Here is a 14,171-nt window from a genome sequence, read left to right as displayed (position 1 = left end):
GACCCCTTGAAGATGACGAGGTAGATCGGTCCGAGGTGTAAGCGCAGTGATGCGTTCAGCTGACGGATACGAATCGGTCGAGGACTTCTCCTGGATTCATTCCACCTACACGCTTTTCTTCCGTATCCGGTTTTCAGGGTGCATACCCTGTAATCCAATTGTCTGGTGATGACAGCGGAGGGGACCCACCCGTTCCCATCCCGAACACGGCAGTTAAGCCCTCCAGCGCCGATGGTACTTGGGGCGCGAGCCCCTGGGAGAGTAGGACGTTGCCAGGCACGAGAAAAGCATCCGCTTTATGCGGATGCTTTTTTTTATGGGCGGTTTTCGGCAAAGCACCCTACTGGAACCGACAACCTGACGGATTGTCTGGAGGCTCCCCAACCGTTTAGCGGGACGCATGAGTTTCCTCTAACCGCCCTGATTGGAACCGGAGAGTGCGGAGCCGATAGATCCGATATCTGTGGCAGGAACAACCTGACCAGATTCGGAATTCCGGCTTTGTGCCCCCGCTACCATCAACTACGGACCACCCCGAGGGGTGGGTTTTTGTATACCGTAAGGTGGTTCTTGGACAAGGAATTACGGGCATACCTTTAACCAAACAGTAGTTGTCAAAATGTTCCGATAGACGGGATCTGAAAAGGCATCAGACAAAAGAAGGAGAACATAAGGCTCGTGTAGTATTGTCAAAAGACAGGTGAAAAACCCGTCGATTCAAGGGGGCAGGAGGGGATTCATGGCGGGAAATGTTATGATTTGGCGTACCTTGAAAGTGTCGAGGCTTGTCGACTGTGTGTTATAATTGACTAGGGTTCGGAATAAAGACGCATTATTAATCGGCCTTTTTCAGTACTATTCCGGTTCTTTTTTCAATGGGCAAATCTCGAAGCGCTTTCATTTTCTATGCTAAAAAAGAGATGCCCTCATCATTTTCAGATAAGGCAGGTGGAATTCTATGAAACTCACAACGAAAATTCTTCTAGGAATTGGTTTGGGTCTGGTTGTTGGGTTAGCTCTTAATTATGGTGCCCCCAGCGTATTTACAACCTTAAACGATTACGTGTTTGCTCCTGTGGGAGACCTCTTTATTAAAGCGATCAAGATGATCGTAGTCCCGCTTGTCTTTTTCTCCATTGTCTTGGGTGCAGCCGGGATTTCCGACCCGAAGAAAATGGGTCGGATCGGTGGAAAGACGATTCTGTTGTATCTGCTGACGACAGCGATTGCGATCAGTATCGCCCTTCTGTTGGCGAACGTCATTTCACCGGGTGAAGGGGTAGATGTGGCGAAGCCGGACAAAACGGACATCGAAGCGGCACCGCCGATCAAGGATACCCTGCTTAACATCGTACCGGAAAACCCGGTTAAAGCATTGGCCGAGGGGCAGATGCTACAGATTATCTTCTTCGCTCTCGCCTTTGGTGCGGGAATTGCCCTCTTGGGCAATAAAGTGAACCGGGTGAAGGAATTCGTCGAGCAGGCCAATGAAGTCATGATGAAGCTGGTTCACCTGTTGATGAAAGTGGTCCCTTACGCTGCCTTCGCTCTGATGGCTAAAGCCGTAGGGGAAGCGGGTCTAGATTTGATCGCGTCCATGGGCCTCTATATGATCACGCTTCTGTTGGCACTGTTGATTCATATGACACTCACCTACGGGGCTTTCCTGAAGTTTATGGCCAAACTGAACCCGTTTAAGTTCTACAAAGCCATGTTCCCGGCGATGGAAGTCGCCTTTACCACGAGCAGCAGTGCGGCTACTCTACCGATCACCATGAACTCTGTGGAGAAAGGGCTGAAGGTGCCGAAGAGCGTCAGCAGTTTCGTCCTGCCGCTTGGAGCGACGATCAACATGGACGGAACGGCGATCATGCAAGGAACTGCTGCGATCTTTATCGCTCAGCTGTACAACATCGACCTTAGTTTCTCACAACAGTTGTTGATTATTCTGACGGCTACCTTGGCTTCTATCGGGACTGCAGCCATTCCCTCTGCGGGGATCGTGATGTTGACCATTGTCTTTCCGGCGGTGGGGCTGCCCCTGGAAGGGCTCGGTATTATCCTCGGCGTCGATCGACTCCTAGACATGGCCCGCACGGCGACCAACATCACCGGTGATGCGATGGTGGCTACCTGCGTGGCGAAGTCGGAAGGGGCAGACGTAGAGGTTACGGGAGAGTCTGTAGAAACTGCCGTTTCCTGACCCGTTTGTGACGACCGCTCTGGACTTATTCTAGAGCGGTCGTTTTTATATGGGAATAACGCCAAAAAGCGAACACTCAACAAATACCATAACATAACGTTCGTCTTTTCGTTGACTCTACCCCTAGAGGCTGTTACACTGTGGTTGTGGACAGATGAATAGCAATCCTTATTTTCTCATATATGCTCGGGAATAAGGCCTGGGCGTCTCTACCCGGATACCGTAAATTTCCGGACTATGGGAAAATCTTTCGATTGGGTTTTGGTGACAGCCCGAGCGGCAGATTTTTCCTTATCATGCCGTTCGGGCTGTCTTGTTTTCCTACAAAAAGAATCTTTTTGGGATAGGGGGTTGGATCGATGGAACAAGCAACGGTAGGCGTAATCATGGGAAGTACATCGGACTGGCCCACGTTGAGAAAGGCGTGTGAGGTCCTTGAGGAGCTAGAGGTCCCCTTCGAAAAAAGGGTGGTTTCCGCTCACCGCACGCCGGACGAAATGTTCCGTTATGCGGAGGAAGCAGCAGGCAGGGGGATCGAGGTCATTGTGGCGGGCGCCGGAGGTGCCGCCCATCTACCGGGGATGGTGGCTGCTAAAACGGTTCTCCCCGTTATTGGGGTACCGGTCAAGTCATCTTCTCTTAACGGTTTGGATTCCCTCTTATCCATCGTTCAAATGCCGGGGGGCGTTCCGGTTGCCACCGTTTCCATCGGGGATGCGGGTGCGGTTAACGCCGGCCTCCTCGCGGCAGAGATCTTGGGGATTAAATACCCGGATCTTCAGGAGCGTCTTTTGCGACGGCGTGAAGCGATCCGGCAAAAAGTTCTAGACCGGGCTGGGGAGTTGGGATAACGATGAATGCTACGCGAAAGCATTTATTGCCAGGCAGCACTGTTGGAATTCTAGGCGGCGGCCAGTTGGGCCGGATGATCGCTTTAGAAGGGAAAAAGATGGGTTATCGCTTTATCACCCTAGACCCGATCGCCGACTGCCCCGGAGCTGAAGCGGCTGACCGGCACATCGCCGCACCCTATCACGACGAAGTGGCCGCCCGGCGGATGGCATCGGCTTGTGATGTGATTACCTATGAGTTTGAAAATGTAGATGACACGATTGTCCGCATCCTGGAGGAGGAGTCTTTTTTGCCTCAAGGAGGGGCTTTGCTGGAAGTCACCCGTCACCGATTGCGGGAAAAAAACGCGCTTTTAAAGGCCGGAATCCCCGTAGCTCCCTTCCGGGAGGTGGCGAATAAGGACGAGCTCCGGCGCGCACTCGATGACATCGGCTTTCCCTCCGTTCTGAAGACGGTCACCGGAGGGTACGATGGAAAAGGTCAGTGGATACTCCGAAAAGTAGAAGACGTTGAAGCGGCTATCCATGATTTTGCTGAGGGTGAAACACGGATTCTCGAACAGTTCGTTCCCTTTACAAAGGAAATCTCGGTGATCGCAGCCCGGGGGCAGGACGGGGAAATACGTTGTTTTACCCCGGTAGAAAATATTCACCGTGATCATATTCTCCATATGACCCTGGCCCCTGCGCCAGTAGGCCGGAAAGTGCTAGAAACCGCGGAGGAATTAGCGAGAAAGATCGCAGAACACTTGGATGTAGTAGGCCTAATCGCTGTGGAAATGTTCCTCAAAGAGGACGGCCAGATTCTGGTCAACGAACTGGCCCCCCGCCCTCACAATTCTGGCCACTTCACGTATGACGCTTGTACTGTTTCCCAGTTTGAACAACACCTGCGGGCGGTCTGTGGTCTGCCCCTCGGTTCTCCCCGTCTCCTCTCTCCCGCCGTGATGGTCAATATCCTGGGGCAACATGTCGATGCCCTGATGAAGAAGCTTCCGGATCTGCCTCCAGAGGTTAAGGTTCATTGGTACGGAAAAGAGGACAGTCGGAGGGGACGGAAAATGGGCCATGTCACCGCGTTGGCGGCGTCAACAGAGGAAGCTCGCCGGATCCTGGAGGACCTCGCGATTTGGGATTGACTCTTCCCGATAACGGCATGATTCCGTTCCCAGGTTACAATAAAAGGGCTACCTATTATAAATAAGAAGTTGCAAAGAGGGGTTGAACAGAATGATCCAACGGTATACCCGACCGGAAATGGGCGCAATCTGGACCGACGAAAATCGTTACCGTGCCTGGCTGGAAGTAGAGATCCTCGCATGTGAAGCCTGGGCCGAATTAGGCGCCATTCCGAAAGAGGATGTAGCGAAAATTCGGCAGAACGCCCGGATCGATGTGGATCGGATCTTGGAAATCGAAGCAGAGACCCGCCATGATGTGGTCGCCTTTACCCGGGCGGTGGCAGAAACTCTCGGAGAGGAATCCAAATGGGTTCATTACGGGTTGACCTCCACGGATGTGGTGGATACCGCACTTTCCTATCTCCTAAAACAGGCCAATGAGCTCCTCTTAAAGGATATCGACCGTTTTCTGGAGGTGCTGAAGGCCAAGGCCGTTCAGCATAAGGATACCGTGATGATGGGCCGGACCCATGGGGTACATGCAGAGCCCACCACCTTCGGGCTGAAGATGGCCCTCTGGTATTCGGAGATGAAGCGGAACCGGGAACGTTTTGTTCGGGCCGCTGAGAGCGTCGCCGTTGGCAAGATTTCCGGCGCTGTCGGTACCTATGCTAACATCGATCCATTTGTCGAAGAGTATGTGTGCGGAAAGCTGGGAATTTCCCGATCCCCCATCTCTACCCAGACCTTGCAACGGGACCGGCACGCGGAGTATCTGTCTGCTCTCGCACTGATCGCCTCCTCGCTGGAGAAATTCGCCGTCGAAATTCGGGGACTGCAGAAGAGTGAAACCCGGGAAGTGGAAGAGGCTTTTGCTAAGGGGCAGAAAGGTTCATCCGCCATGCCCCATAAACGAAACCCCATCGGCTCTGAAAACATTACCGGGCTGGCTCGAGTGGTGCGCGGACACATGGTTACTGCCCATGAAAACGTCGCCTTGTGGCACGAACGGGACATTTCCCATTCCTCGGCGGAACGGGTGATCCTGCCCGATACCACGATTCTGCTCAATTACATGCTGAACCGGTTTGCCGGGATTGTAGAAAACCTTACGGTGTTCCCGGAAAACATGAAACGGAACATGACGCGCACCTATGGCCTGATCTACTCTCAACGGGTGCTCCTTTCCCTGATCGACAAAGGGCTGAAACGAGAAGAAGCCTACGACCGGGTACAGAAGCTGGCCATGCGGGCATGGGAAGAAGGAATTCAGTTTCGAGAGTTGGTGGAAGCCGACGACAAGATTCCTGCGATCCTTAGCCAAGAGGAAATTGAAGGCTGCTTTGATTACCGCTATCACTTAAGCCGGGTAGATGAAATTTTTCGTAGGCTGGACTTGATCTAACACCGGTTGACCGGGAGGTCCGGTCAGAGGAAACCAGAAGGTAATGGAAGGGGAGACGGGGATGAAGCGGGGAGAACTTCTTTACGAAGGAAAAGCGAAAAAAATCTACCTGACCAACGAGGCCGATAAAGTGTGGGTGGCATACAAGGACGACGCTACGGCATTTAACGCTCAAAAGAAAGGGACGATCCGGAACAAAGGGGAACTGAACAATCGGATCAGTGCCCGTTTTTTCCGCCTCCTGGGAGCACACGGTATCGCGCACCATTTCCTTGAAGAACTGTCGGCGACAGAACAACTGGTCAAAAAAGTGACGATCCTTCCTCTGGAAGTGGTGGTTCGTAATATCGCCGCCGGTTCACTGGCCAAGCGGCTGGGGATTGAAGAAGGGAGGCGGTTCTCCCGCCCCGTGGTGGAATTTTATTATAAAAATGATGATCTGGGTGACCCGCTGATCAATGAGGATCACATCGCTATTCAGGAGTTGGCCTCGTCGGAACAGACAGCGGAGATGAAAAAGGTGGCCTTGCGGATCAATGGTTTGTTGGCGGATGTAATGGCCTCCTGCGGCATCACCCTCGTTGACTTCAAAGTAGAGTTTGGGATGGACCCAGCAGGGAACCTGCTGCTGGCTGATGAGATTTCCCCTGATACCTGCCGATTCTGGGACAGTAAGACAGGAGAGAAACTGGATAAGGACCGTTTCCGCCGCGACCTCGGTGATGTGGAAGGGGCCTACCGCGAAATCTGGAACCGTTTGGGAGGAGAAACCCATGTATAAAGCGACGATTGTGGTCCGTTTAAAACAGAGTGTGCTCGATCCCCAAGGGAGTGCCGTCAAGGGCTCGCTCCATTCTTTGGGCTTCGCTGGCGTGACGGATGTTCGGATCGGCAAGACGATGGAAGTCTGGATTCATGCAGATAAAGAGACGGAGGCAGCAGAGCAGGTTGAAGCAATGTGCCAAAAACTGCTCGCTAACCCGGTGATCGAGAATTACACCTATCAGCTGGAGGGGGCGTGACCATGCGTTTCGCTGTTCCTGTCTTTCCGGGCTCCAACTGTGACGTTGACTGTACCAAAGCAGTGAAGGAGATTTTGAATCAACCGGTGGATCTTGTCTGGCATGCTGAAAAAAATCTGGACTCTTATGATGCGATCATTCTACCAGGCGGATTTTCCTACGGGGATTATCTTCGGACCGGTGCTCTCGCCCGGTTTTCCCACGTGATGGAAGGGGTCGTCGATGCCGCCAATAAGGGAAAACTCGTTCTTGGCATTTGCAACGGATTCCAGATCCTATTGGAGGCGGGTTTGTTGCCGGGAGCGATGCGGGTGAACGACCACTTAAAGTTTCGTTGTGACATCCAACCTCTGCTTGTGGAAAATGACTTGCTGCCATTCACGCTGGATTACAACCGGGGGGAGGAGATCCGTCTCCCCATCGCCCACGGTGAAGGAAACTATTACTGTGACGAGGCTACCCTGAACGAGATGGAACAAAATGGTCAAATCGCATTCCGCTATGCGGGAACCAATCCCAACGGTTCTGTAGCAGATATTGCTGGCATTACCAACCGGGAGGGCAATGTCCTTGGATTGATGCCTCACCCGGAGCGGGCCGTCTATTCCTGGATGGGTTCCGAGGATGGAGCGAAAATGTTCACATCGATGCTGAAATATTGGGGGGAGAAAACCGGTGCAGCCTAACCAAAACCAGAACGCTACGCAAACGCTGGCAGAGCCGACCCCGGAGGTGATCCGGGACCGGGAACTGTTCCGGGAAGTGGGCCTTACCGAAGAAGAATATGAACAGGTACAAGCTCATCTCGGTCACCTGCCCAATTGGACTGAACTGGGAATCTACAGTGTCATGTGGTCGGAACATTGCAGCTATAAGAACTCCAAGCCGCTTTTGAAACGGTTCCCTGTCGATGGACCGCGGGTGCTCCAGGGTCCGGGAGAAGGGGCCGGTGCGATCGACATCGGTGATGGTCAGGCGGTAGTCTTCAAAATTGAAAGCCACAATCATCCCAGCGCAGTCGAACCCTTCCAGGGAGCAGCGACGGGAGTGGGCGGAATTATCCGGGACGTCTTTTCCATGGGGGCCCGGCCTGTTGCGCTTCTCAACTCGCTTCGCTTTGGCCCTCTGACCAGCCCCCGTGTCCGGTATCTCTTTGAGCAGGCGGTCGCAGGGATTGCCCATTATGGCAACGTCGTCGGGATTCCGACAGTTGGTGGGGAGGTGGAATTTGATCCCACCTATGAAGGGAATCCGTTGGTCAACGCCATGTGCGTGGGTGTCCTCAACCATGAAGACCTGCAAAAGGGGGTTGCCAAGGGGATCGGCAACCCGGTCATCTACGTTGGTTCCAGCACCGGGCGGGACGGAATTCATGGCGCTACTTTCGCTTCGGAGGAACTCTCCGATGAATCCGAAGAAAAGCGCCCCTCCGTCCAGGCCGGGGACCCGTTTATGGAAAAACTGCTCTTGGAAGCCTGCCTCGAGTTAGTGGAAAAGGGCATCCTCCTCGGAATCCAGGATATGGGCGCAGCAGGCCTCACTTGCTCCAGTGCCGAGATGGCGGCTAAGGGTGAAACGGGGATGGACCTGGATCTGGATGCGGTTCCCCAGCGGGAGACAGGGATGACCCCCTATGAAATCATGCTCTCCGAATCCCAGGAGCGGATGCTCCTCGTCGTCGCAGAAGGCCGGGAAGGGGAAGTGAAGGAAGTCCTGGATAAATGGGAGCTGCAATCCGCTGTCATCGGTCGGGTGACAGAGGGAGGACGCTATCGGATTTTTCATGAAGGAAACAAAGTGGCCGATATCCCTGTCAGCACCCTCGTCGATGACGCACCGGTGCTCCACCGCAAGGGCTCGGAGCCGGATTATTACCGCAGGTTTGCCGATATGAAGCCGGAAGCCGACCTAGCGGGTCTCGATGTGGCAGAAGCGCTTCAGAAAGTATTGTCCTCCCCCACCATGGCCAGTAAACGGTGGGTCTACCAACAGTACGATCATACCGTTCGGACCAGTACTGCTGTCCGTCCGGGGTCTGATGCCGCTGTCGTGGTGCTGGACGGATTGGACAAGGCCCTCGCCATGGCTACCGACGGTAACGCCCGTTACGTCTACCTCGATCCACAACAGGGTGGTGCCATCGCTGTCGCGGAAGCTGCACGCAATGTGGTTTGCTCGGGTGCAAAGCCGCTAGCGATCACCGATTGTCTCAACTTCGGCAGCCCGGAAAAACCGGAAGTCTTCTGGCAGCTGGAGGGAGCAGTCGACGGGATGAGCGAGGCTTGCCGGGTGCTGGAGACTCCTGTTGTCGGCGGTAATGTTAGTCTTTATAACGAAACCAAAGGGGCTCCGATTCATCCCACGCCCGTTGTGGGGATGGTGGGACTCGTCGAGAGTCGCAAACACATTACCACCCAGGACTTCAAGCAAGAAGGAGATGTCATCTTTTTGCTCGGGGAAACCCATTCAGAACTAGGCGGGAGTGAACTACAGCGTCAGGTGACCGGTACCGTCAGCGGCCGTCCACCACAACTGGAGCTCGCCGTGGAAAAAACCCTCTATGAAGCGGTGCTCTCTCTGATCCGTGAAGGCCGAGTCTCCTCCGCCCATGACCTTTCCTCTGGGGGTCTCGCCGTGGCATTGGCCGAATCCGCGTTTGGACGTGGCCTGGGAGCGGACGTCCAGGTGGAAACGGATCTGGATCCCGTGACCTTCCTCTTCAGCGAAAGCCAGTCCCGGGTGCTCCTTTCTGTCCCAGAAAAGGAGGCGAAGGCTGTCACCGAAGCCGCCGGGGAACAGGGGCTTCCCTGCTACAAGCTAGGCCGTGTCACCGGGGGGCGTCTGACAGTGCAGGTGAATGGAAACGAACTTCTCGACGCAGGAGTGACCGATCTCCAAACGATCTGGGAAGGGGCGATTCCATGCGCGATGAATCCGTCTTCGACGAATTAAAGGAAGAATGCGGTGTATTCGGCATTTTGGGGCATCCTGATGCTGTACAGTTGACCTATTACGGATTGCACGCCTTGCAGCACCGGGGCCAGGAAAGCGCCGGGATCGCCGTCACTGACGGCACCGGTTTCCGTTATCACCGAAGCATGGGGTTGGTCAACGAAGTGTTCACCCCGGATATTTTGGAGGGGTTGAAGGGCTCGACGGCGATTGGTCATGTTCGTTATTCAACCACGGGGGAGAGCCTTCTCACTAACGCCCAGCCTCTGGTTTTCCACAACGCCGTCGTGGGTCAACTAGCCCTGGCCACCAATGGAAACTTGGTCAACGCCAACCGACTGAAAGAGGAGTTGGAGGAGCAGGGGGCGGTATTTCATACGACCTCTGATACGGAAGTGATCGCCCATCTGATTGCCCGTTCCGACGCACCTTCCCTGGAAGAAGCGGTCAAGGAGGCTCTGAATCAGTTGACCGGGGCCTACGCTCTCCTGATCTTAACCAACGATGCCCTGCTTGTTGCCCAGGATCCTCACGGACTCCGTCCCTTGTCGATGGGACTGTTGGGAGACGCTTACGTCTTTTCGTCGGAAACCTGTGCCTTCGATGTAGTGGGGGCGGAATACTTGCGAGGGGTTCAACCTGGAGAACTCCTTATCCTAGATCGGGATGGGCTGCGTAGCAGCCGGTTCGCACCGCCAGCTTCGCGGGCGGTCTGTTCCTTTGAATATATCTATTTTGCCCGCCCGGACAGTGATATTGACGGGATCAACGTACACACTGCCCGTAAAAGTCTGGGGCGGAAACTGTACGAAGAAGCGCCGGTCGAGGCGGATGTGGTGACCGGGGTACCTGATTCCAGCACGTCGGCGGCGATTGGATTTGCAGAAGCGGCCGGTATTCCCTATGAGTTGGGCCTGATCAAAAACCGGTATGTAGGTCGAACGTTCATCCAGCCCAGTCAGCATCTCAGGGAGCAAGGGGTGAAGATGAAGCTTTCCGCCGTTCGCAAGGTGGTGGAAGGGAAGCGGGTCGTCATGATCGACGACTCGATTGTCCGGGGCACAACCAGTCGTCGTATCGTCAATATGCTGCGGGAAGCCGGGGCGACGGAGGTTCACGTCCGGATCAGTTCCCCGCCGGTGAAGTACTCCTGCTTCTACGGCATCGACACAGCGAACAGGAAGCAACTGATCGCCTCCAATCACAGCCCGGAGGAAATCCGGGAAATTATCGGGGCTGACAGCTTAACCTTCCTCAGCCCTGAAGGATTAATCCAGGCCGTGGGGCGTCCCCAGGAAAATGCGAACTGCGGTCATTGTCTGGCCTGTTTTGATGGAAAATATCCGACTGAAATCGACGAAGAAGAGTCGCTGGCCGTGGAGGGAAAACGATGAGTGAAGCGTATCGGAAAGCCGGCGTCGATATCGATGCTGGAAACGAGGCAGTGGAACGGATAAAGGGTCACGTCGCTCGTACCCGTCGTCCCGGTGTTCTTGGGGAAATCGGTGGCTTCGGCGGTCTGTTCGCCCTCTCAGGATATGAAAACCCCGTGCTGGTGGCGGCGACGGATGGTGTCGGAACCAAATTGAAGCTGGCCTTTATGCTGGAGAAACACGATACGATCGGTGTGGACTGTGTCGCCATGTGCGTCAACGATCTCATCGTACAGGGGGCAGAACCCCTTTTCTTTTTGGACTATATTGCGACTGGTCGTCTTTCCCCTGATGAAGTGGAGGCAGTGGTCAAGGGAATCGCTGACGGATGTGAGCAGGCGGGCTGCGCCCTAATCGGAGGGGAGACCGCCGAAATGCCAGGGATGTACGCGCCCGGGGAATACGATGTAGCCGGTTTTAGTGTCGGTGCCGTGGAACGGGATCGGCTTCTTACCGGTAAGTCTATCCAGCCTGGTGACTTTTTGTTGGGGTTGGCCTCTGACGGTCTCCACTCCAACGGTTATTCTTTGGCGCGACGGGTCCTCCTGGGAGAGGAAAATCAAAAAGCCGGTCGTCTCACGGAGACCGTCCCCTGGGGCGGGAGGACTTGGGGAGAGGAATTGCTCGTTCCCACCCGGATTTATGTGAAGACCTTCCGAGACTTGGCCAGTCGGTTTACGGTGAAAGGGGGCGCCCATATCACCGGTGGAGGGGTGGTGGAAAACATCCCTCGCATGTTCCCGGATGGGTTGACCGCAGAAATCGATGCTGGCTCTTGGCCGGTTTCCCCGGTTTTCACTGCTCTTGGCCAAGAGGGGGGGCTGGCTGAGTCCGACCTTTTCCGCACCTTTAACATGGGAATCGGGTTGGTTCTTTGCCTGCCACCGGATGAAGCGGAAGCGGCTAGAAAAAGGGCCGAGTCCCTCGGAGAACGGGCTTACCTGATCGGGCGCGTGGTTGAAGGAGCCGAGGGATTGCGCTGGAAGAGGGGGGAAAAGGCGTGAGTATCGCCGTCTTTGCTTCGGGGAGCGGGAGCAACTTTGAAAGTTTGGTGGAACGTTCCCGCAAACAATGGCCTCGTCCGGTCTCCCTTCTCATCTCTGACAAACCACAGGCGGGAGCCTTAGAGCGAGCGGAACGTCTCGGGGTGCCTGCCTTCGTCTTTCAACCGAAATCCTATGAAAACAAGGCTGCCTATGAACAGGCCATCTTGGCTGTTTTGCAGGAACATGAGATCGAGTGGATCCTGTTGGCGGGTTACATGCGTCTGATCGGTCCCACTCTGCTTGGCTCCTATCCCTGGCGAATCCTAAATATTCATCCGTCCCTTCTTCCCGCTTTTCAAGGGAAAGACGCCGTCGAACAAGCTCTCGCCTACGGAGTCCGTTGGACCGGCGTAACGGTTCACTGGGTTGACGAGGGGATGGACACCGGGCCGATCATTGATCAGAAGCCGGTTCTGGTGGAGCCGGAGGAGACTTTGGAGAGCCTGATGAAAAAAGTGCAGTTCGTGGAGCACAATCTATATCCGGCCACCGTTTATAAGTTGCTGACCGGGAAGATCCCGGATCGGCCCAGTGGGCGATAAAAATACGTGAGGAACCGAAAAAAGGAGGACTCCCTGTTGCAACCGATTCGTCGCGCATTGATCAGTGTTTCCGATAAGACGGGTGTTGTAGAACTGGCCCGCAGCTTAGCAGGTCGCGGGGTAGAGATCGTTTCTACCGGAGGTACCCGGCGGAAACTGGCGGAGGCCGGTATTCCGGTCATCGGTGTATCCGAAGTGACCGGTTTCCCCGAAATCTTGGACGGACGGGTTAAAACCCTTCATCCCCGTATCCACGCCGGTTTGCTGGCGGTTCGGGACGAGGAGAGCCACCGCCGCCAATTGGATGAGCGGAAAATCTCCCTCTTTGACCTGGTGGTGGTCAACCTGTATCCCTTTCAACAGACGATTGCAAAACCCGGAGTCCGTTATGCCGACGCCATCGAGAACATCGACATTGGCGGGCCGTCTATGGTGCGGGCCGCTGCAAAGAACCACCGTTACGTAACGGTGTTGGTCGATCCCGCTGATTATGACGAAGTGGCGGAACAAGCGGCAGGAGGCGTCAGCGATGAGATCCGCCGTCGCCTCGCGGCCAAAGCCTTCCGTCACACAGCTGCCTATGACGCGGTAATCGCCAGCTATCTGACGGAGCAGACCGGAGAGGTGTATCCGGAGAAACTGACGGTCACTGTTGAAAAGGCCCAGGGGCTTCGTTACGGGGAAAATCCCCATCAATCCGCCGCCTTCTACCAAGACCCTATTCCTGCGGGCCAATCAGTAGCCACAGCAGAACAACTTCATGGCAAGGAACTTTCCTACAACAACATCAATGATGCCAACACGGCTTTGGAAATCGTATCCGAATTTGATCAACCCACGGTGGTTGCCATCAAACATATGAACCCCTGTGGCGTCGGTACGGGCAAAGACTTGGAAGAAGCTTGGCAGAAAGCCTATGAGGCGGATCCGGTTTCCATCTTTGGGGGGATCATCGCTGTAAACCAGCAGGTCGATGCTGCTACGGCGTTGAAAATGAAGGAGATTTTTTTGGAAATTATTATGGCTCCCGGCTTTGATGAAGAGGCCCTGGCGATTCTGAAGGAGAAGAAAAACCTGCGCCTCCTTCAAGTGGTTAAGACTGCACAGAAGGAGAAAGCCGCTTCGAAACTTCAGACGGTTCGGGGAGGCCTTCTTGCCCAGGAGGAGGATTTGAAGTCCGTTACCCGAGAAGAATGTGAAGTTGTAACGGAGCGGAAGCCCACGGAGGAGGAGTGGAAGGAACTACTCTTCGCCTGGAGGGTGGTCAAGCACGTCAAATCCAATGCGATCGTTCTCACTCACAACGGGAAAACCATCGGGGTGGGAGCTGGCCAGATGAATCGGGTCGGGGCAGCGAAAATCGCGATCGAACAGGCGAAAGAGCAAGCGAAAGGTTCCGTTCTCGCCTCCGATGCCTTTTTCCCGATGCGGGACACGGTGGAGACGGCTGCCGCCGCAGGAGTGACGGCGATTATCCAGCCGGGCGGTTCAATCCGTGATCAAGACTCCATCGAGGAAGCGAATCGCCACGGAATTGCCATGGTATTCACGGGCGTTAGGCATTTTAAACATTAACGCCCAGCCCTTCTCCGGCGT

At 54.8% G+C, this 14,171-nt stretch carries 12 protein-coding genes, 2 rRNA genes and 1 riboswitch; all 14 genes read left to right on the top strand.

The genetic code is table 11. The features are described 5' to 3' along the window. Positions 1 to 93: ribosomal RNA gene (locus tag ACFOUO_RS02225) — 23S ribosomal RNA — on the top strand; the annotation flags it as partial. A 68-nt stretch (positions 94 to 161) separates the two neighbouring features. Continuing rightward, positions 162 to 278: ribosomal RNA gene (rrf, locus tag ACFOUO_RS02220) — 5S ribosomal RNA — on the top strand. Between the two features lie 680 nt (positions 279 to 958). Beyond that, positions 959 to 2,203: a dicarboxylate/amino acid:cation symporter gene (locus ACFOUO_RS02215; RefSeq protein ID WP_380701725.1), complete on the top strand. Its 1,245-nt coding sequence runs from the start codon at positions 959 to 961 to the stop codon at positions 2,201 to 2,203. Positions 2,204 to 2,359: 156 nt separating this feature from the next. Continuing rightward, positions 2,360 to 2,461: riboswitch (purine riboswitch) on the top strand. Between the two features lie 101 nt (positions 2,462 to 2,562). Then, positions 2,563 to 3,054, top strand: coding sequence for a 5-(carboxyamino)imidazole ribonucleotide mutase (purE, locus tag ACFOUO_RS02210; RefSeq protein ID WP_380701723.1), 492 nt, complete (start codon positions 2,563 to 2,565; stop codon positions 3,052 to 3,054). A 2-nt stretch (positions 3,055 to 3,056) separates the two neighbouring features. Beyond that, positions 3,057 to 4,193, top strand: a complete 1,137-nt coding sequence (gene purK, locus ACFOUO_RS02205; RefSeq protein ID WP_380701721.1) for a 5-(carboxyamino)imidazole ribonucleotide synthase — start codon at positions 3,057 to 3,059, stop codon at positions 4,191 to 4,193. A gap of 91 nt (positions 4,194 to 4,284) precedes the next feature. Continuing rightward, the gene (gene purB, locus ACFOUO_RS02200; RefSeq protein ID WP_380701719.1) at positions 4,285 to 5,580 is read left to right on the top strand and encodes an adenylosuccinate lyase; all 1,296 of its coding nucleotides are present in this window, start codon (positions 4,285 to 4,287) and stop codon (positions 5,578 to 5,580) included. 61 nt (positions 5,581 to 5,641) lie between these two features. Further along, positions 5,642 to 6,361 (top strand): phosphoribosylaminoimidazolesuccinocarboxamide synthase, encoded by a 720-nt coding sequence (gene purC / locus ACFOUO_RS02195; RefSeq protein ID WP_380701717.1) that lies wholly within the window; start codon positions 5,642 to 5,644, stop codon positions 6,359 to 6,361. Further along, positions 6,354 to 6,602: a phosphoribosylformylglycinamidine synthase subunit PurS gene (gene purS, locus ACFOUO_RS02190; RefSeq protein WP_380701715.1), complete on the top strand. Its 249-nt coding sequence runs from the start codon at positions 6,354 to 6,356 to the stop codon at positions 6,600 to 6,602. Before purC ends, purS begins: the two co-directional genes overlap by 8 nt. Before the next feature lie 2 nt (positions 6,603 to 6,604). Next, on the top strand, positions 6,605 to 7,288 hold the full coding sequence (gene purQ, locus ACFOUO_RS02185) for a phosphoribosylformylglycinamidine synthase subunit PurQ (protein WP_380701713.1): 684 nt from the start codon (positions 6,605 to 6,607) through the stop codon (positions 7,286 to 7,288). Further along, positions 7,278 to 9,554 (top strand): phosphoribosylformylglycinamidine synthase subunit PurL, encoded by a 2,277-nt coding sequence (gene purL / locus ACFOUO_RS02180; RefSeq protein ID WP_380701711.1) that lies wholly within the window; start codon positions 7,278 to 7,280, stop codon positions 9,552 to 9,554. The genes purQ and purL overlap by 11 nt, the downstream gene beginning before the upstream one ends. Beyond that, positions 9,524 to 10,948, top strand: a complete 1,425-nt coding sequence (gene purF / locus ACFOUO_RS02175; RefSeq protein ID WP_380701709.1) for an amidophosphoribosyltransferase — start codon at positions 9,524 to 9,526, stop codon at positions 10,946 to 10,948. Before purL ends, purF begins: the two co-directional genes overlap by 31 nt. After that, on the top strand, positions 10,945 to 11,991 hold the full coding sequence (gene purM / locus ACFOUO_RS02170; RefSeq protein WP_380701707.1) for a phosphoribosylformylglycinamidine cyclo-ligase: 1,047 nt from the start codon (positions 10,945 to 10,947) through the stop codon (positions 11,989 to 11,991). Before purF ends, purM begins: the two co-directional genes overlap by 4 nt. Beyond that, a complete protein-coding gene (gene purN, locus ACFOUO_RS02165) occupies positions 11,988 to 12,575 on the top strand; it encodes a phosphoribosylglycinamide formyltransferase (RefSeq protein WP_380701705.1) in 588 nt (195 codons plus the stop codon). The genes purM and purN overlap by 4 nt, the downstream gene beginning before the upstream one ends. A gap of 36 nt (positions 12,576 to 12,611) precedes the next feature. After that, positions 12,612 to 14,150, top strand: coding sequence for a bifunctional phosphoribosylaminoimidazolecarboxamide formyltransferase/IMP cyclohydrolase (gene purH, locus ACFOUO_RS02160; protein ID WP_380701703.1), 1,539 nt, complete (start codon positions 12,612 to 12,614; stop codon positions 14,148 to 14,150). The last annotated feature ends 21 nt before the right edge of the window (positions 14,151 to 14,171 follow it).

It is taken from the genome of Salinithrix halophila, assembly GCF_042650125.1.
GTDB lineage: Bacteria > Bacillota > Bacilli > Thermoactinomycetales > DSM-45169 > Salinithrix > Salinithrix halophila.
This window is presented reverse-complemented; position numbering and strand designations above follow the sequence as displayed.

Bases quoted from the DNA above. Each gene is read 5' to 3' on its own strand.
- ACFOUO_RS02215 (WP_380701725.1), top strand. From the start codon at position 959: ATGAAACTCACAACGAAAATTCTTCTAGGAATTGGTTTGGGTCTGGTT.
- purE (WP_380701723.1), top strand. From the start codon at position 2,563: ATGGAACAAGCAACGGTAGGCGTAATCATGGGAAGTACATCGGACTGG.
- purK (WP_380701721.1), top strand. From the start codon at position 3,057: ATGAATGCTACGCGAAAGCATTTATTGCCAGGCAGCACTGTTGGAATT.
- purB (WP_380701719.1), top strand. From the start codon at position 4,285: ATGATCCAACGGTATACCCGACCGGAAATGGGCGCAATCTGGACCGAC.
- purC (WP_380701717.1), top strand. From the start codon at position 5,642: ATGAAGCGGGGAGAACTTCTTTACGAAGGAAAAGCGAAAAAAATCTAC.
- purS (WP_380701715.1), top strand. From the start codon at position 6,354: ATGTATAAAGCGACGATTGTGGTCCGTTTAAAACAGAGTGTGCTCGAT.
- purQ (WP_380701713.1), top strand. From the start codon at position 6,605: ATGCGTTTCGCTGTTCCTGTCTTTCCGGGCTCCAACTGTGACGTTGAC.
- purF (WP_380701709.1), top strand. From the start codon at position 9,524: ATGCGCGATGAATCCGTCTTCGACGAATTAAAGGAAGAATGCGGTGTA.
- purM (WP_380701707.1), top strand. From the start codon at position 10,945: ATGAGTGAAGCGTATCGGAAAGCCGGCGTCGATATCGATGCTGGAAAC.